Source organism: Rubrobacter marinus (assembly GCF_011492965.1).
In the GTDB taxonomy this organism is placed as follows: domain Bacteria; phylum Actinomycetota; class Rubrobacteria; order Rubrobacterales; family Rubrobacteraceae; genus Rubrobacter_F; species Rubrobacter_F marinus.
On the sequence record NZ_CP045121.1, the window covers coordinates 845506 to 862865 of the forward strand.

A 17360-nucleotide genomic window follows, 5' to 3' on the forward strand; every position below is an offset into this window, starting at 1 on the left:
GCTTCTAGGCGGACTTGCTCGTCACCAGGTCGGCGATGGTGCGGACGGAGGCGAAGTTCTCCTCGTCCAGCTCCTCGTCCTCGACCGTGACGCCGAAGCGGTCCTCCAGAAACATCACGAGCTCGACGGTCTGCAGCGACGTCAGGACGCCGTTCTCTATAAGCTGCTCGTCGTCGGAGACCTCGCGGTTCCCGGTTACGTTCTCCTGGAGCCACTCGCGGATAGCGGCGGCGGCGTTCTCGGTGCTTACTGCCATGGTGTTGCCTCCTTGTTCCATCTTACCGGCCGCGCAGGGTCTTCCCGCGCCAGCCGTACTACCTTACCCAGAAAGTGGCCTCGCCGTCGCCGACGCTGTACGACCAGTTCTCGATGTTGCGGGCGGTCTCGTGGAGCCCCTCGTCCTCCATCTTGACGAGCAGGGTGTTGCTCCGGTCGTTGCGCGGGAAGAACCCCAGGCGCCACAGGTCCGCCATCCGCGGCGAGGTCGGCGAGTCGGAGAAGCGGTACCTGATGATGTGCGTCCCCTGCCGCCTGAACTCGCGGACGGCCTCCTTGAGGAGCGCCCGCGTCGCGTCGTGGCGGCCCGGCCTCGCCGTCAGGTCGAGTATATAGCCGTCCTCGCCCTCCCTCGTCACCCGCAGCACGGCGTAGCCGAGGAGCCTCGCGCCCTCCCTCGCCGCCAGGACGGTGACGGGGTACTGCGGCGAGCTCGGACCGTAGCGCCAGTTCAGAAACTCCGCGTCCTTCTCGGGGATGCAGGGGACGACCGCGGCGATCTCCTCGAAGAGCTCGTCGAACGAGGGGTCGAAGGCGCCCCCGAGCCGCGACACCTTGACGCCGCTCCCCATCCCGCTCCCGAGCGCCCCGTCCACCACCTCGAGCCCCCGGTTCAGGAGGCCCTTGACGGGGGCGGGGATGGGGGCGCGGGGGCGTACGGGCGGCGGTTCGGGCTCCCCTTCAGCGGTCGCGGCCCCGGGCTCCTCGAACCCCCTGTAGTGGCCGCGGCTCCCGGCGCCGTTGCGCGAGAGGAGCCGGCGCGCGTCGTCGAGGGTCGGCGAGGGGAGGCGCGAGACGTCGAGGAGCTTCGCCGCGTACTGCATCTTCCCGGCCTCGACCGCCCCGAGGCGGGTCTCCACGGCGATCACCGTCGGCACCATGTCGCAGGCCACGCAGTTCTCCACGGTGCGGAAGAACTTGCGCATGATCGAGAGGGCCTGGAAGCCGTACTGCGGCATCACCTGGTAGTCGGCCGGCGTGTGGGCGAGGACCCTCCGGCCGTTGATCCTGTAAAACTGCGGCGTCGCGGCGAGGTGACCCACGATCTCGTCCCCCGCGGCGACGACCCAGCGGTGCAGCTCGTCCGCCGCCGGGTGCGTCCCGAGCCAGTTCCACACGGACTCGTGCCACTCCGCGTAGTGGGCTTCGGGGTAGTGCGGATATATAAGGGTGCGCAGCTTGTTGACCCCGGCGAGGTCGGCGGGCTCCATGGGTCTGACGACGGCCTTCACGGTCAGAGCACGACCGTCTTCGCGGCCCCGGGGCCCGTCGTGCTGGCTCGTTCCACCGGCCCCTTCCCTGCTTGTTCTCCGGTCGAAACGCGCAAAACTCTCTTCCCTCCGTGCGACCCGCTGCTTGCGATCAGATCCAAAGCTCAGAGTGTAAAGGAGCGATGGAGCAAAGTCCAAGACGGGTCCCGGGCCCCAAATGCGGGTTTTGCTGGTATACGATCGGGCCTAGGGCTTGAAGGTTGGGCCCCTCGAATACATAATTGCTCCCGGCTGCCCGCGGTTTTCCGAGGCGGGCATCGCCGGCTGATACCGCAGGAGGGGCGGACCTTTGAAAGAACTGGACAAGATGACAGGCCCTTACGGGCCCCGCAGACATCGTCGCGACACCCCGAAGGCCAACAAGGAGCGGCGCGCCGTCTGGAGGCGCCGACGCCTGGCCGCGCTCGCGGTTACGGTGGGCGCCCTGCTCGTCGGGGGCCTCGCCTTCGACTACGGGGTCGTCCACGGCGACACGATCCGGCGCGGCGTCCACTCCGGCGAGGTGGACCTCGGCGGCATGACGAGGGGCGAGGCCGCCGAGGCCCTCTCCCAACACGTCTCCGGGAAGCTCGGGGAGATCGACGTCGGCGACGGCGCCGCCCTCTTCACCGGCGAGGAGCTCGGGGTGCAGGTCGACGCCGACTCCGCCGTGGGCGAGGCCTACGCCGTCGGCCGGCGGGGCGGCGTCTTCCAGCGCCTCTCGGACTTCGCGGGCTCCTACCTCGGCGACGGCGTCGCCGTGACGGCCGTCGCCACCTACGACGAGGCCGCCGCCCGCAAGGCCATCGAGGGCCTCGCGGGCGAGCTCGACGTCGAGCCCAAGGACGCCGCTCCCGTCGTGACGGAGACCGGCGACGTGGAGGTCGAGGACGCGGTCGAGGGCCGCTCCGTTGACGTGGACGCCACGCTGGAGAACCTGGGCCGCTCCCTTGAGGGCCTCAGCGGCGACGTGGCGCTCGCGGAGGAGCGCACGGAGCCCTCGGTCTCCACCGAGGAGGCGCGGGCGAGCGCCCCGACCGTGCTCCTCGGCGAGTACAAGACGGACTACGCCTGGGACCCGGACGAGGGCCGCCAGGCCAACCTCAGGATGGCGTCCGAGGCCGTGGACAACACCATGCTCGCGCCCGGCGAGGAGTTCTCCTTCACCGAACAGGCCGGGAGCCTAGACTACGAGGCCGCCAAGGTCTTCTCGGGCGGCGGCGTCTCCTCCGAGGAGGGCGGCGGGCTCTGCCAGGTCTCCTCGACCCTGTTTATGGCCGCAAACTACGCGGGGCTCGAGATCACCGAACGCCACCAGCACTACGCCGAGCTGCCGTACATCACCCCGGGCTTCGACGCGACGGTCTGGTTCGGCGAGTGGCAGCCCCTGGACATGAAGTTCAAGAACACGACCGACGGCAACATCCTCGTGCGCGAGTTCGTCGACGAGGACGGCTACCTCACCGCCCAGATTCTCGGCCAGGAAGAGACCGGCCGCAAGGTCGTCATGAGCGCCGAGAAGGTCAAGCAGAGCCCGACCGAGGGGATCGAGTGGGTGACCTACAAGAAGGTGACGGACGAGAACGGCGAGGTCCTCTCCGACGGCGTCATCGCCGAGAGCACCTACAGCTTCAACCCGCCCGTCCCCGAGGACATGAAGCACGAGACCAACGAGCCGCGCACCTCAGGCTGGCTCGACCCGTCCAACACCACGGGCTGGGCGGACTGATCGCAGCGTCCGGGGGGGAGGGGGAGCGCCCCTCTCGCCCCGGCGGGGGAGGGGAAGGTCGATGAGGCGCTCCCGGCAGTTCACCATGAAGCGGCGCCGGAGCCCCTGGCGCCGCTACGGCGTCCCCGTGGCGGTCCTCGCAGCTGCCGCGTGCGCCGCCTTCGTCCTCTTCGCCTCCCCCGGCGACTCCCCGAGCATAGGGGAGTACCTCTCCAGCGCGCGCTCCGACGGGGCGCCGCCCGAGGCGGCGGTCGCGCGCCCCTCGGAGGCGGGGGAAGCGGAGGCCGCCGCGCCCGCGGAGGAGGCGCCCGTCCGGGTACCCGTCTCCGAGCAGAGGGAGGCCTCGCCGGAGGCCGCTGCCTACCGGGTCGTGGCCTCGGAGATCCCCGGCGCGAAGCCGGAGGACGTGGAGGGCGTCTACAAGAGCACGAAGGACCCGTCGTGGGCCTCGGTCCGCGTGGATTGCCCGGGCGGGGAGGGGACCTACTTCGTCTTCGCGAAGCAGGGCGGCGACGGGAAGTGGACGGTCGAGCGGTCCATCCGCGCCGACGAGCCCGAGTACCCGGAGAACGAGAACGTCCTGCTGGCCGGGGTCCCCGAGGACCTCGTGAAGTCCGTCTACCCGGAGAACCTGGCCCTCGAGGGGGGCGCGGAGGGCCTGCTCGTCGAGCCCGTCAAGCCCGGCCCGGTCCCCGAGGTCGAGCCGGCGTCCTTCTCCGCACCGGAGCCCGTCACCGAGGGCGTGGACGAGGGGGAGCAGGCCCGGGTCGACGAGGGGCTGGAGCCCATCCGCCGGGCGGTGGAGGGGTACGAGAAGGACCACGCCGGCATCGCCGGCGCTTACGTCGTGGACCCCGGGGGCGGCCTCGGCTACGGGGTGCGCGCGGACGAGCCTTTCTTCGGGGCCTCCGTTATGAAGGTGCCGGTCATGGTCGCCGTCTACCGCAGGATCGACGAGGGCGAGCTCGCCCTGAGCGACATGTTCGAGACGGAGGAGGGGGACTGGGCCGCGGGCGCGGGCTGGCTCCAGTGGGAGGAGCCCGGGGAGGTGCCCCACACCGTCGAGGACTACCTGTACATGATGATGACGCAGAGCGACAACGTCGCGACCAATGCCCTCATCCGCAAGGTCGGCGGTCTGGAGTACGTCAACGAGGTCGCAAAGGATCTGGGGGCCAAAAACACCGTGCTCCGCCAGAAGGTCACGAGCGAGCGGGCCATCGTCACGGGCCTGGACAACCAGACCACCCCGCGCGACATGGCGACGATGCTCGCGGAGGTCGCCACCGGCGACGCCGCGAGCGAGATCAGCTGCGAGGACATGCTCGACCTCATGTACCAGAACGTCACCGACCGCTGGCTGGAGGCCGGCCTCCCCGACGACGTCTACGCCGCCAACAAGACCGGCTGGCTCTACAAGGTCTACGACGACGCCGGAGTCGTCCAGGAGGGCGAACACCCATACGTCGTCGCGATCTTCTCCAAGCACGGCCCCGACGACGTGGAGGCCGGCAAGGAGCTTATCAAGGACGTCTCCGAATCCGCCTGGAAGGCCCAGAGCCACAAGTAGCCGACGGCCCGTAGGTCCCTTCGCAGTCGTCGTCCCCGGGCCCGCTCGGTCCTAACCGCCGGATCGGTGCTCGCATCTCTGCTCTTACGGGTGGCCGAGGGCCAGCGGCTCGGGCCTTACGCCCGGGCGAAGCGGCGCTTGATGAGCGCTATCGCCGGGCTCAGCTCCTCGGCCTTCAGCCAGTAGGCCACGGCGAGGTAGGCGGCGAGCGAGGCGCCCCCGACGGCGGCGAGGATGGCGAGGCGCTCGGGCGCGCCGGAGCCCGTCCCGAGCAGGGCCGTCCCCCCGTAGGCCACGGCGTACATGACGGCGCCTGCGGCGAGGGCCTTGGCGAGGGAGAGGAGGAGGCGCCTGCCCTCCAGGCGCTTCGTCTCGCGGCGCATGGCCCACAAGCCCAGCAGGGCGAGGACCGTGTAGACCGCCGAGAGGGCGAGGGCGATGCCGACCACCTCGAAGAGCCGCGAGAGCCCGTACGCCGTGGCCGCGTAGAAGGCGAAGATGACGACGTTCAGGGCCGCCGGGGTCTTCGTGTTCTGGCGCGCGTAGAACGCCCGGACGAGCAGGAAGTAGGCCGAGTAGCCGAGGAGGCCCACCGAGTAGGCGACGAGCAGGGCGGCGACGAGGCGCGTCTCCCTCGCGTCGAAGGCGCCGCGCTCGTAGAGCAGGCCCACGATCGGGACGGAGAGCGAGATCAGGCCGACCGCCGACGGGACGGTGACGAAGGCCGCCGTCCTGAGCCCGAAGGAGAGGCTGGAGCGGTAGCCCTCAAGGTCGCCGCGGGCGTGCTTCTCGGAGAGGTCCGGCATCAGCGCGGTCGCTATGGCGACGACGAAGATGCCGTAGGGCAGCGAGAAGATCGTGAACGCGTAGCCGAGGTCGGCGGCGCCCCCGAACCCCGTGGCGAGGTAGGTGCCGAACGCCTGAAAGCCCACCGACGCCGCGACGAGGACGAGCATGGGCCCCGCGAGGCGGACGGTCGGCGCCAGCGCCGGGTGCCTGAGCCGCGGACGCGGCTTGTAGCCGAGCTCGAGCATCGTGGGGACGAGCGCCAGCGCCATCACGGCGACGCCGACGGTGACGCCGATCGCCAGCGTCCACTCGGCCGCGCCGCGGTTCGCGTCGACGAGGAGCCAGTAGGCGACGAAGGAGGCGATGATCAGGAGGTTGTTCAGGACGGGGGCGAAGGTCGGCAGGAAGAAGCGCCGGTGGGCCTGCAGCACGCCCGTCGCTATGGTGTTCAGGCCGTAGAAGAGCATCTGGAGGGCGAAGATCCTGAAAAAGAACGTCGCGAGGTCCCTGGCGCCCGCCGCCTCCTCGGGGGTGAGGTTCTGCGCCCCCCAGTCGGTCGCGAGCGAGACGAGCGGCCGGGCGAAGACGATGCCGAGCCCGGCCGCCACGACCATCAGCGGGACCACGAAGGTGAAGAGGGTGTCCGTGAGGCGCTTCGCGTCGTCCTCGCCGTGGTTGGTGATCCTCTCGACGAGCACCGGGATGAAGATGGAGTACAGGATGCCGCCGAGGAAGAGCTCGTAGATGAGGGTGGGCAGGAGCGCGGCCACGGTGTAGGCGTCGGCGACGTACCCGGCGCCCAGCACGGCCGCCTGCGCCATGATGCGTGCGTAACCCGTCACGCGCGAGAGTACGGTCGCCGCCGAGATCGAGAGCACTGCCCTCAACATGCCTGTCATGGAGCGATGGTACAGCAGGGGTTCTGGAACTAAAAGTCCGTTAAACGGTATCGAAACGGCGCATCCCCTGCGGGGCCGCGCGGAACCCGGATGCTCGGGGCACGGACCAGCCCGGCGGGTGCACGAGGTAGGCGATGCCGCCGGAGGAGCCCCTGTTCCGAAGCCAGGCGCGCGAGAGCTCCCCGCGCTCGTAGACCCTCGCGACGCCCGCGTCCCTAGGTGCTGCCGGGTCGTTGACGATCACGTCGCCCGAGGGGGCGAAGCCCCGGATCACGAGCAGGTGCCCGTCGCTCCGGGCGAGCGGCGCCCCCGAGAGCTCCTGCCCGACCACCCCGTTGTCCCAGGCCACGCTCACGACGAGCGGCACCCCCGCGGCCACCCAGCCCCCGGCCTCGGCGAGGGAGCGGAGGCGCCCCACCCGGGCCTCGAGGCCTAATGCCGCGGCGTAGGCGGTGTTGAAGGGCCAGTTGCCCCACCCCCGGTAGGCACGGTCGTAGACCCCGTCCGCCACCTCCGGGACCGGCCTGTCGAGGGCGCGCTCGCCGGTCTCCTGCGCCCAGTAGGCCATGACCATCGAGAGGGAGGTCGGGCTGCACCAGGCCTCGCCGCCGTGCGGGAAGAGCATCTGAGAGCGGGCCGGGACGGGCAGGTCCCTGCCGCGCGCCTCCGGTGCGGGCTCGGGGTCCCCCGGGTCCTCGCCGTGGCGCGAGGAGTCCGAGACGAGGACCGAGACCTCCCTCACGGTCGGCAGGAGGCCGGGGGTAGAGGAGACGAGGTCGAGGTCGAAGCGGTAGGCGTCGGCGTGGGTCCCCGGCGCCGTGCCCCGCACGGTGTCGACCTCCACCCGCCAGGCGGCCGGGGCTGCGGCTTCCTCGCTCCTCGCGCTGCTGCGGCGCACGGCCTCCGTGCCGCTCGCCCACACGCCCAGGTCGAGGGCGGGGCTCCAGCGTCCGTCCGACCGGACGGCGAACCTGAGGTGGATCCAGGTCCCCGCCGGCGTCGTCGCGCTCCACGAGGGTACCAGGGTGTCGAACGGGAACGGGGTCTCGTAGACGGGGGACCGGAAGGTGGAGACGCGGGGATGGGCGATGGAGACGCGCGTCGTCGCCCCGGGGCTCGGGAGGCCGAACGGCCCCTCGTGCACCCTGAGGTCTATATACGGTTCGCTCGTCGTTCGGGCCTCCCGGCGCTCAGGAACCGCCCCCGGAGAACTTCTCCCCGTAGAGGTTCATCGCGTGCTTCACGGCCTCGACGGCCGCCTCGGGGCCGGCGACCTCTCCGACCTCGACCACCTTGCCTTCGAGGCTCTTGTACTCGGCGAAGAACCGGCTCATCTCGCGGAAGCGGTGCTCCACGAGCTCCCCGAAGTGCTCGTAGACCCCGTACTGCGGGTCGTCGGCGTGGACGCAGATCACGTTCTCGTCCCCTTCCCCGTCGTCCGTCATCGGGAGGAGGCCGATGGGCCGGACCTTGAGGATGCTCAACGGCTGGACGGGCTCCTGCATGAGGACCAGGACGTCCAGAGGGTCGCCGTCGTCGGCCAGCGTGCGCGGGATGAAGCCGTAGTTCTCCGGGTAGACGACGGAGGAGTAGAGGATGCGGTCCACGAGCAGGAGCCCCGTCTCCTTGTCCATCTCGTACTTCACCTTGGAGCCCTTGGAGATCTCGACGACCACGTTGAACGCGTCGGGGGCCTCGGACCCTATGGAGACGTCGTGCCAGGGATGCGTCATCTGTCGCTCTCCGTTCTTGTAGTTCGCCTGGAGGAGACCGTGTGTTCGCTCCTCGGGGGCCGAGCGGCCCGACGAGCCGGGCGCGTAGCCCGCGTGCACGGGCGGGCCGGTCCCCGGGCGTGAGTGCCATCATGCGCGTGCCCGCTAGAGCACCGCGCCCGCAGCGGGCCGCTCTCGACGCCCCCGCTCATGCCCGTCCTTCCCATCTCCCCGATAACCCCCGGAATACTACAAGCGTCGCAGAACACGGGCAACGAGTCCCCTCCAAGTACGGATCGGGCGCTCCCCAGGCGCCCCTGGGAGGGGATGGAGGCCGGGATCTCGCGCCGTCCGCGGCCCACGACGGCGGTCCCTCGGCCCCGGATAGCCGCGGTCTGGTGGCTCGTCCGGAGGGCTGATCCGGGACGGACATCTGGGGCGCATCCTCCTTTCGGTTTGCGAGAATCGTATGCTCGTTGGATGCATTCGGAAAAAACTTTGCTACAGTATGCGCCGTGAAGCCCGGCGGCCCCATCGACCGTTGCATGGCCGCTGCCGTTCCGAAATAACAGAGAAGCGGAGAGGTGACGGACGTGCTTGTGAGGAAGATGGTACTGGTGCTGGCGACGATCGCGCTCGTGGCGTTCGTGGCGTCGTGCGGCGGGGGTTCGGGGGACTCGGCCAACGCCCCGGCCGCCCCCCAGGAGCCCGAAGAGCGCGCCGAGCCCGCCGCCCCGGCCGGCGACGAGACGCAAGCCGAGGTGCCCGAGGACAAGACGCTCAGGCTCACCATCCCCAAGATGGCCCGCATCGAGGACGACGTCATCCCCACCACCGCCGGAGACGACGAGGCCGCCCTCAAGGACCACGCCGCCATACACCTCGAGGGGACCGGCTACCCGTGGGAGGAGGAGGCCAACGTCTACGTGGCCGGCCACCGCCTGGGCTACCCCAACACCGACTCGTTCCTGGCGTTCTGGGACCTCGACGCGCTGGAGAACGGGGACAGGATCAGGGTAAAGGACGCCAACGGCAAGGAGTACGTCTACGAGGTGTTCAAGGAGTTCGACGTGGCGCCCACCGACCTGTACGTGCTGGACCCGGTGGCGGGCAAGAACGTGCTGACGCTGCAGACGTGCACCTTGCCGGACTACTCGAGGCGGCTCATCGTCCAGGCCGAGCTCAAGCAGGGCTAGCCCGCAAGGAAGCACGACGGCAAGCGAGGGGGCGGTCCTGAGGGGCCGCCCCCCTCGTCGTCCTGGGTCCCCGTCGGGGGGTGCGCGGGACGCTGTAGTATGCTGGCTGGCGTAGTCGGCGCGACGTTCTGGGAGGTCTCGTATGCAATATCGCAGGTTCGGCCGGACGGGCTGGTCCGTCGGCGAGGTCGGCTACGGGATGTGGGGGATGGGCGGCCAGTGGGACGCGGTCGACGACGAGGAGTCCCTGCGCTCGCTGGAGAGATCCGTCGAGCTCGGCGTCAACTTCTTCGACACCGCCTGGGCCTACGGCGACGGCCGCTCCGAGCGGTTGCTCGGCGAGCTCGTCGCCCGCCACGGGGACCGCAGGATCTACGCGGCCACCAAGATCCCGCCGAAGGACCGCGAGTGGCCCTCGAAGCGCGGCTCGAAGCTCGACGACGTCTTCCCGCCGGAGTACATAAGGGAGTACGTCGAGAGGAGCCTCCAGAACCTCGGCCTCGACAGCATCGACCTGATGCAGTTCCACGTCTGGGAGGACGCCTGGGCCCACGACGAGCGCTGGCAGGAGGCGACGCAGGGCCTCAAGGACGAGGGCCTCGTCCGCGCCTGGGGCCTCAGCCTCAACCGCTGGGAGCCGTGGAACGGCCTGGAGACCCTGAGGACCGGCCTCGTGGACTCGGTTCAGGTGATCTACAACATCTTCGACCAGGCGCCGGAGGACAGGCTCTTCCCCCTGTGCGAGGAGCTCGGCGTCGCCGTCGTAGCGCGCGTCCCGTTCGACGAGGGCACCCTGACCGGCACCCTCACGAAGGACTCCACGTTCCCCGAGGGGGACTGGCGGGGCACCTACTTCGTCCCCGAGAACCTCCACTCGTCCGTCGAGCACGCCGAAGCCCTCGAGCCGCTCGTCCCCGAGGGCATGACGATGCCCGAGATGGCGCTGCGCTTCATCCTCTCCAACCCGGCCGTCTCCACGGTGATCCCCGGCATGCGCAAGCTCCGCAACGTCGAGTCGAACGTCGGCGCGAGCGACGGGAGGGGCCTCCCGTCCGACCTCCTCGCCAGGCTGAAGGAGCACCGCTGGGACCGCCAGCCCACCGAGTGGTCGCAGTAGGGCCCCCGACGACGGGCCGTCCACGAGATGAGGGTGGCTCGACGCGAGCGGCGGGCGTCGGGCTCCCTCCCGAGGCGTAAGACGGCGGCGCGATGCTACTGGTAGGACTCGACCTCGGGACCGGCTCCGCGAAGGCCGTGCTCGTCGACGAGGGCGGGGCCGTTCTGGGCGAGGGGGCCGCGACCTACGCCGTGCGCTCGCCGCGCCCCGGCTGGGCGGAGACCGACCCCGGGGATTGGTGGAGGGCCTGCGCGGCCGCGGTCCGGGCCGCGGTGGGGAGAGGGGCGGTGAGGTTGGGGGGCTGGGGCTCTCCGGGCAGATGCACGGGTGGTCCTCTCGGACGCCGGGGGGAGCCCCTGCGGCCCGCCGTCCTGTGGGCCGACGCCCGGTCCGTGGAGGAGCTGGGGGCCTACGAGGCCCTGGACCCGGAGCTTCTCCGCCCCTCGCGAACCCGACGGCGGCCGGGATGGCGGGCCCGAGCCTCGTCTGGCTGCGGGGGAACGAGCCCCGATCGTACCGGGCGGCGCGGTGGGCGCTGCAGCCGAAGGACTGGCTGCGGCTCCGGCTCACCGGGGAGGCCGCCGCCGAGCCGTCCGACGCCTCCGCCACGCTGCTCTACGATCCGGAGGCGGACGGCTGGGCGTGGCCGGTCGTCGAGGCCCTGGGCCTGCGGGGGGAGACCCTGGCCCCGCTCGTCCCGTCGGGGTCGGTCGCGGGGGGTCTTACGGGGGAGGCCGCGGAGGCCCTGGGCCTCCCCGGGGCCTCCCCGTCGCCGCCGGGGCCGCGGACACCGCCGCCGCCGCCCTGGGGACCGGGCTCCTGGGGAGGGGGCCGCGCAGCTCACGGTCGGGACGGGCGGGCAGGTCGTGGCCCCGCGCGAGCTCCCGTCCCCCGACAGGAGCCGCCGGACCCACCTCTTTCGCGCCGCCCACGAGGACCCGTCCGGGCGCTTCTACGCGATGGCGGCGGTGCAGAACGCGGGGCTGGCGCTCGAGTGGGTGCTCGGCGTGCTCGGGTGGGCTGGGAGGAGGCATACCGCGAGGCCTTCGCCGTCCCCGCCGGGGCCGGGGGCGTCCTCTTCCTGCCGTACCTCAGCGGGGAGCGGACGCCGCACTTCGACCCCGGGCTCGCGGGGCGTGGGTCGGGCTGGGGCTCGGTCACGGGCGCGGGCACCTCCTGCGGGCGGCCTTCGAGGGGTGGCTTTCGCGCTGCGCGAGGGGCTCTCGGCGCTCGAGGGGGCGGGGGTGCGGGCGCCCGAGCCGAGGCTCGCCGGCGGCGGCACCTCGCGCGAGCCCTGGCGGCGCCTGCTCGCCGACGTGCTCGCGCGAACGCTCCTGGTCCTCCCCCCGAGCGTCGCGGGCGTCGCGTCGGCGCGCGGCGCGGCGCTCCTGGCCGGCATCGCCGTGGGCGCCTACCGCTCGGCGAGGGAGACGCTCGCCCTCGCGCCCGAGCCCGTCGGCACCGTCGTCCCCGAGGACGACTCCCCGTACGAGGAGGCGTACACCCGCTACCGGGAGCTCTACGGACGGATCGGGACGGGCCGAAGCCGCCCGTAGGGCTCCGGGGGTAGGCCTGGACGGAGATCGGGTAGAGAAGCCACATGACAACCGGGGAGCCGAAGGAGAACAGGGTGGTGCGTGCGCGCCGCAAGGCGCGCCGAACGGAAGACGAGCGGCTGTTGCAGGCGGCGTTCACGCAGACAGATCCCTGGCGCGTGCTCAGGATCATGGGGGAGTTCGTCGAGGGCTTCGAGGAGCTCGCCGAGCTCGGGCCCGCCGTCACGATCTTCGGCTCGGCGCGCGTCGGTCCCAAGGATGCGGCGTACGCAAAGGCCGTCGAGGTGGGGCGGCTGCTCGGCGAGGCCGGGTTCACGATCGTCACGGGCGGGGGGCCGGGGATCATGGAGGCCGGCAACCGCGGGGCGCGGGAGGTGGGGGCGCCCTCCGTCGGGCTGAACATAGAGCTGCCGTTCGAGCAGAACGTCAACCCCTACGTGGACATCTCCGTCGACTTCCGCTACTTTTTCGTCCGCAAGATGATGCTCGTCAAGTACTCCCAGGCGTTCATCATCTTTCCGGGGGGCTTCGGCACCCTCGACGAGCTCTTCGAGGCCCTCACCCTCATCCAGACCGGCAAGGTCCGGAACTTCCCCGTCGTCCTGTTCGGCTCGGAGTACTGGCAGGGCCTGCTCGACTGGCTCGCCGGCCCGATGCTCTCGGAGGGCAAGATCTCCGCGGCCGACCTCGAGCTCGTGGTGACGACCGACTCTCCCGCCGAGGTGCGGGACAGGATCCTCGCCTCCACCGACGGAGAGAGCCCGGAGGCGGGCTACGAGGAGCGCTCCCGCGAGGCGACGCGCGAAGCCCTCGGGAGGGAAGACCGCCGGCCCCGCACCGAGTAGGGCCCCGACCGTTCGGGCCCTAGCCGCCGGGGGGCAGGTACTCCCCGGGGTCTACCCTCTCGTAGAGCCTCTCGAACCCCTCCCCGGGCATCACGCCCCCGGCCGCCGAGGGCTCGCCGAGGGAGGACGGGACGCTCCGCAGCTCGTAGCCGCCCTCGGCGGTGCGCCTCGCCCAGTACAGGCCGTGCCAGCCCCGCGCCCTCGTCGCCTCCGCGTTCCTGTGGCGGTACAACTCGAAGCCCTCCCCCGGCGAAGAGGTGTCTGGCCCGTCGCCCTTGCCGCCCCCCGAAACGTTCACCGCGGCCCCTCTCCCCAGGTTGCCGGCTGCGTGCCTCGCGCGAAGCGACCCGGCTCGCCGCGCGAGGCGGCGCGGGACGGATGGGGCTCTCTCGCGGTCACGCTGCGGTCGCGTCTCCCGAGCGGCGGTCCGATGGCTACAGCCCCGCCGGGGCGCGGTCGAGGTGGGCGACGCCGCTCGCTACCGCCGCGTCCCTCACGGCGGTGGCGACGCGTTCGTGGACGTTCGGGTCGAGGGCGTCGGGGACGAGGTCGGCGTCGGCGGTCAGGTCGGCGATGGCGTCGGCGGCGGCCAGCTTCATGGGGAGGTTGATCTCCCCTGCCCCGGCGAGGAGCGCTCCGCGGAAGATGCCCGGGTAGCCGAGGACGTTGTTCACGCTCGTCCCGTCGGCGGCGAACGCCGCTCCCGCCGCGACGGCCGCCTCGGGGTCGATCTCCGGGTAGGGGTTCGTCAGGGCGAGGATCACCTGCCCCTTGCGGACGGTCTCCGGCTTTATGAGGCCCGCGCGCCCGGTCGTCGCGACGACCACGTCGGCCTCCTTCATCACCGTCTCCATGTCCGTCGTGACCTCTATGCCCTTCGCCCGGGCGCGCTCGTGCGAGAGCGGGTTCGGGTCCGAGGCGACCACGCGCTTCGCCTTCCCGTCGACCATGAGGGACGCGATCCCGAAGCCCGCGGCCCCCAGCCCGATCTGGCCGACCACCGCGTCTTCCAGGGAGAAGCCCGCGTGGCGGCAGGCGACGATGGCGGCGGCGAGCGTCACGACGGCGGTGCCGTGGACGTCGTCGTGCATCACGGGCTGGGGGAGCGCCTCGATGAGCCGGCGCTCGATCTCGAAGCACTCGGGGGCGGAGATGTCCTCGAGGTGGATGCCGCCGAAGCCCGAGGCGATGCGCTTCACCGTCTCGACGAACTCGTCCACGTCCTTCGTGTCTATGAGGATCGGCATCGCCGAGACGTTGGCGAGCTGGTGGTAGAAGACCGCCTTGCCCTCCATCACCGGCATGGAGGGGACGGGGCCGATGTCCCCGAGCCCGAGGACGCGGGTGCCGTTCGTGCAGATGGCGACGCTGCGGCCGATCATGGTCAGATGGCTCGCGAGAGAGGGGTCCTCGGAGATCGCCATCGAGGCCCGGGCGACGCCGGGGGTGTAGACGTCGCGCATGTCCTGCACCGTCCTGACGGGCTGGGTGGAGGCGACGACAAGCTTGCCGCCCTCGTGGCGCAGCAGGGCCCGGTCCTGCGCCCAGAGCACGCGCACCCCGTCGAGCTCGTCCAGCCCCTTCGCGACGCTCTGGCCGTGCTCGCGGTCCCGGACCTCCACCGTGAGCTCGCGGATCGAGGCTTCGCGGCCGACGTTGATGGTGGTGACGTCGCCGATGAGGCCCTCGCCCTCGGCGATCCTGCCGGCCACCCTGGCGAGCTGTCCCGGGCGGTGCGGCACCTGTATGCGGTAGGTGAAGTCGAGCGCCAAAGCGAACCTCCTGTGGGCTGTGCGCCGAATCTTATACCCGAAAGTCCGGCCCGTACATTGCGTGGGAGGGGACCTCTGGTATACTCGTTCGGCAATCGGAGGTGGGTTACAGTAGATGGAGCGTCGCCCGGCGGTTTCGGAGCGGCTTTTTGTTTGATGGAGCCCATGAACAAGGAAGGTGGGTTCCAGTCAATGGCCCAAGGAACGGTTAAGTGGTTCAACGACGAGAAGGGCTACGGCTTCATCTCCCCGGACGACGGCGGCGAGGACCTCTTCGTCCACTACTCGGGGATAGCCGGCAGCGGCTTCCGCTCGCTGGAGGAGGGGACGAAGGTCTCCTACGAGGCGACGCGCGGCAAGAAGGGCATGCAGGCGGAGAACGTCGTCCCCGAGTAGCGGGACGATAACTCGCCTAACGAAGGGGGCCGGGGTTGTTTTACCCCGGCCCCCTTTCCATTAGGGAGACCGTGGGGAAGTCCTTGCCGGTCGACGCCGGCGTAACCCGCAAGAGGAGGCGCGTTTGAACAAGTACTTGAAGGCCGCAGGGGTAGGGTTCGGGCTCTCGCAGGCGGCGACCCTGATCACCACCGTTTACCTGCACAGGACCCTGTCGCACAAGTCCATCGAGTTGAGCCCGGCGGCGACGATGTTCATGCGCTTCGGCACGTGGATGCTCACGAGCATCTCGCCGCGCGAGTGGGTCGCCGTACACCGCAAGCACCACAACTTCAGCGACGAGCACGGCGATCCGCACAGCCCGCACATCGAGGGGTACTGGAAGATCATGCTCGCCAACGTCTACTACTACCGGCGCGAGGCGAACAACGACGACACGATGGAGAAGTACGCCGCCGACCTCCCGTTCGACAAGTTGGATCACGCGCTCCTGAGGCGCGGGACGCTCGGCTTCTCGCTCACCGGGGTCCTTCTGGCCTGGATCATGGGCACCAGGGCGGGGCTCGTGGCGTGGTCCACCCTCGCGGTCGTGTACCTGCTCTTGAACGCCGCCATAAACGGCGCCGGCCACACCTTCGGCGAGAAGAGCTTCGAGAACGACGCGACGAACCTCAAGCTCCTCGCGCTCATAACCTTCGGCGAGGGCCTGCACAACAACCACCACGCCCGCCCCGCCGCCCCGAGGTTCTCGGCCTTCAAGGGCGAGATCGACCCGGCCTGGCCGGTGATCCGGGCGATGGAGAAGCTCGGCCTCGCCAGGGTCCTCACCAAGGTCGACGAGGGCTGGGAGAACCACCGCCGCCGCCTCCCCGAGCCGACGAAGATCAGGCCCGGCGCCGGCATCGAGGTCGCCGCGATGAACTCCTCCAGGGACTAACCGCCCGAGGAAACAGCGGCGCCGAGAAGCCCCTCCCTCCGCTTCCGGAGGGAGGGGCTTTTTCTACTCGGCGAGCGCGGCCTCGTAGATCCCGACGAGGTCCTCTCGCTCGAGGTCTATGGGGCTCGCGGTCAGGCCGCGCGCCCCCGAGGCGAGCGCGTCGTCCACGAACCCTTCGACGTGGCCCTCGTCCATGCCGAGCCCCCGCAGCTTTATCTCCAGCCCGCACCTCTCCATGAAGCCGCGGAAGGCGTCGGCGGCGAGCTCGGGCCGCGCCCCCTCCCCGAGCCAGGAGGCCACCTCGGCGCACCGCTCGGGGGCGCCGGCGCACACCTTCTCCAGGACCGCCGGTTGCAGGGCCGCGAGCCCCTCGCCGTGATGCGCGTCGAGGCGGGCGGAGACGGGGTGCTCCAGGGCGTGCGTCACAAGGCTCGACGAGAGCGAGAGCGCCTGACCCGCGAGCGATGCCCCGACGAGCGTCGCGCCGCGCGCCTCCGCGTCGCCCTCCCCGAGCCTCGGCAGGGCCCCGACGAGCAGGCTCGCGGCCGAGCGGGCGAGGGCGTCGGAGAGGAGGTTGCTCTTGCGGGTGAGGTAGGCCTCGATCGCGTGGCAGAGAGCGTCCACGCCGCTGGCGAGCGCGAACCTTCTTGGGGCCGTCGCCGTCAGATCGGGATCTAGAACGGAGACGCGCGGCACGCACACCGGGCCGCGCAGGGAGCCCTTCAGCCCGGTCTCCTCGTCCGTCAGCACCGAAGTGTCGTTCGCCTCGCTCCCCGTACCGGCGATCGTCGGCACGCACACGATGGGCGGCGCCTCCCGGAGGTCGCCCGGCGACTCCTCCTTGCGCAGAAAGCGGCCGATCGAGGGCCCGTGCCCGGCGACGAGCGCCGCAGCCTTCGCGACGTCCATCACAGACCCGCCGCCGAGACCCAGGACGACGTCGCAGCCGCCGTCGCGCATCGCTTGGCCAGCCCGGTCCGCCTCCGAGGACTTCGGGTTCCCCGAGACCCCCTCGAAGACCTCGTGCCCCACGCCCGCCTCATCGAGGGTCCCGAGCACCCGGTCGAGTACCCCCGAGCGCCGGACGCTCCCGCCCCCTATGACGACGAGCACCTTCTCCCCGAGCGGGGCTACCAGCGCCCCGATCTTCTCGACCTCACCCGGCCCGTAGACGAGTCGGGAGGGCAGCGCGGCATCGAACGACGAGAGGAAGTTCAACCTGTCTCCTTCGGACGGATTCTCCTACCCCGCCACGATAGCCGAACTCGTGCCACGCGGCACGGCCATCGTCAACGAAGCCGAAGGAGCCGCCCGGG

Annotated in this window: 16 protein-coding genes and 2 pseudogenes; 10 read left to right on the forward strand and 8 right to left on the reverse strand. The window is 70.8% G+C overall.

Translation table 11 applies throughout. The features are described 5' to 3' along the window. Positions 1-4: 4 nt before the first annotated feature. Both GBA65_RS04230 and GBA65_RS04235 read right to left on the reverse strand, forming a co-directional pair. Positions 5-256, reverse strand: a complete 252-nt coding sequence (locus GBA65_RS04230) for a phosphopantetheine-binding protein (protein WP_166395522.1) — start codon at positions 254-256, stop codon at positions 5-7. Between the two features lie 58 nt (positions 257-314). Further along, positions 315-1508 (reverse strand): GNAT family protein, encoded by a 1194-nt coding sequence (locus GBA65_RS04235; protein WP_166395523.1) that lies wholly within the window; start codon positions 1506-1508, stop codon positions 315-317. Positions 1509-1836: 328 nt separating this feature from the next. Here GBA65_RS04235 and GBA65_RS04240 point away from each other — a divergent pair, with 328 nt between their 5' ends. Together GBA65_RS04240 and GBA65_RS04245 are read left to right on the forward strand one after the other, a co-directional pair. Beyond that, positions 1837-3255 (forward strand): VanW family protein, encoded by a 1419-nt coding sequence (locus GBA65_RS04240; protein ID WP_166395524.1) that lies wholly within the window; start codon positions 1837-1839, stop codon positions 3253-3255. Positions 3256-3316: 61 nt separating this feature from the next. Beyond that, positions 3317-4825 carry a serine hydrolase gene (locus GBA65_RS04245; RefSeq protein ID WP_166395525.1) on the forward strand — a complete coding sequence of 503 codons (1509 nt, stop codon included), beginning with the start codon at positions 3317-3319 and terminating at the stop codon, positions 4823-4825. 116 nt (positions 4826-4941) lie between these two features. Here the strand turns inward: GBA65_RS04245 and murJ are convergent, their stop codons facing one another. The 3 genes from murJ to GBA65_RS04260 are packed head-to-tail and all read right to left on the reverse strand — an operon-like array spanning position 4942 to position 8246. Then, positions 4942-6504 carry a murein biosynthesis integral membrane protein MurJ gene (murJ, locus tag GBA65_RS04250; protein WP_166395526.1) on the reverse strand — a complete coding sequence of 521 codons (1563 nt, stop codon included), beginning with the start codon at positions 6502-6504 and terminating at the stop codon, positions 4942-4944. A gap of 49 nt (positions 6505-6553) precedes the next feature. Further along, complete coding sequence (locus tag GBA65_RS04255; RefSeq protein WP_166395527.1) at positions 6554-7657, reverse strand: peptidase C39 family protein; 1104 nt, start codon at positions 7655-7657, stop codon at positions 6554-6556. Positions 7658-7703: 46 nt separating this feature from the next. Further along, positions 7704-8246 carry an inorganic diphosphatase gene (locus GBA65_RS04260; RefSeq protein WP_166395528.1) on the reverse strand — a complete coding sequence of 181 codons (543 nt, stop codon included), beginning with the start codon at positions 8244-8246 and terminating at the stop codon, positions 7704-7706. Positions 8247-8809: 563 nt separating this feature from the next. Here GBA65_RS04260 and GBA65_RS04265 point away from each other — a divergent pair. From GBA65_RS04265 to GBA65_RS04280, 6 genes and pseudogenes are all read left to right on the forward strand, one after another. Then, a complete protein-coding gene (locus GBA65_RS04265) occupies positions 8810-9421 on the forward strand; it encodes a class E sortase (RefSeq protein WP_228281664.1) in 612 nt (203 codons plus the stop codon). Between the two features lie 142 nt (positions 9422-9563). Then, on the forward strand, positions 9564-10538 hold the full coding sequence (locus tag GBA65_RS04270) for an aldo/keto reductase (RefSeq protein WP_166395529.1): 975 nt from the start codon (positions 9564-9566) through the stop codon (positions 10536-10538). 92 nt (positions 10539-10630) lie between these two features. Further along, positions 10631-10882 (forward strand): annotated as a pseudogene (locus GBA65_RS26085) (FGGY family carbohydrate kinase); the annotation flags it as partial. 122 nt (positions 10883-11004) lie between these two features. Then, positions 11005-11235, forward strand: a pseudogene (locus GBA65_RS26090) (FGGY family carbohydrate kinase); the annotation flags it as partial. A gap of 499 nt (positions 11236-11734) precedes the next feature. Then, positions 11735-12094, forward strand: coding sequence for a hypothetical protein (locus GBA65_RS25765; RefSeq protein ID WP_323127073.1), 360 nt, complete (start codon positions 11735-11737; stop codon positions 12092-12094). 44 nt (positions 12095-12138) lie between these two features. Then, entirely contained in the window at positions 12139-12939 is an 801-nt protein-coding gene (locus GBA65_RS04280; RefSeq protein WP_166395530.1) for an LOG family protein, read from the forward strand. 19 nt (positions 12940-12958) lie between these two features. On the opposite strand, the gene GBA65_RS04285 is transcribed toward GBA65_RS04280, so the two are convergent. Then, positions 12959-13237 (reverse strand): hypothetical protein, encoded by a 279-nt coding sequence (locus GBA65_RS04285; RefSeq protein WP_166395531.1) that lies wholly within the window; start codon positions 13235-13237, stop codon positions 12959-12961. 136 nt (positions 13238-13373) lie between these two features. Next, on the reverse strand, positions 13374-14711 hold the full coding sequence (locus GBA65_RS04290) for an NAD-dependent malic enzyme (protein ID WP_166395532.1): 1338 nt from the start codon (positions 14709-14711) through the stop codon (positions 13374-13376). Positions 14712-14903: 192 nt separating this feature from the next. Between GBA65_RS04290 and GBA65_RS04295 the strand changes: the two genes are divergently transcribed. After that, positions 14904-15107 carry a cold-shock protein gene (locus GBA65_RS04295; RefSeq protein ID WP_166395533.1) on the forward strand — a complete coding sequence of 68 codons (204 nt, stop codon included), beginning with the start codon at positions 14904-14906 and terminating at the stop codon, positions 15105-15107. A gap of 124 nt (positions 15108-15231) precedes the next feature. Continuing rightward, positions 15232-16044, forward strand: coding sequence for a fatty acid desaturase (locus GBA65_RS04300; protein ID WP_166395534.1), 813 nt, complete (start codon positions 15232-15234; stop codon positions 16042-16044). 63 nt (positions 16045-16107) lie between these two features. Here GBA65_RS04300 and GBA65_RS04305 read toward each other — a convergent pair whose 3' ends face one another. Beyond that, positions 16108-17262, reverse strand: coding sequence for an iron-containing alcohol dehydrogenase (locus GBA65_RS04305; RefSeq protein ID WP_166395535.1), 1155 nt, complete (start codon positions 17260-17262; stop codon positions 16108-16110). Positions 17263-17360 lie beyond the last annotated feature (98 nt).

Coding starts and splice junctions, on each gene's coding strand:
- GBA65_RS04295 (WP_166395533.1), top strand. CDS start 14,904: ATGGCCCAAGGAACGGTTAAGTGGTTCAACGACGAGAAGGGCTACGGC.
- GBA65_RS04260 (WP_166395528.1), bottom strand. CDS start 8,246: ATGACGCATCCCTGGCACGACGTCTCCATAGGGTCCGAGGCCCCCGAC.
- GBA65_RS04270 (WP_166395529.1), top strand. CDS start 9,564: ATGCAATATCGCAGGTTCGGCCGGACGGGCTGGTCCGTCGGCGAGGTC.
- murJ (WP_166395526.1), bottom strand. CDS start 6,504: ATGTTGAGGGCAGTGCTCTCGATCTCGGCGGCGACCGTACTCTCGCGC.
- GBA65_RS04280 (WP_166395530.1), top strand. CDS start 12,139: ATGACAACCGGGGAGCCGAAGGAGAACAGGGTGGTGCGTGCGCGCCGC.
- GBA65_RS04230 (WP_166395522.1), bottom strand. CDS start 256: ATGGCAGTAAGCACCGAGAACGCCGCCGCCGCTATCCGCGAGTGGCTC.
- GBA65_RS04245 (WP_166395525.1), top strand. CDS start 3,317: ATGAGGCGCTCCCGGCAGTTCACCATGAAGCGGCGCCGGAGCCCCTGG.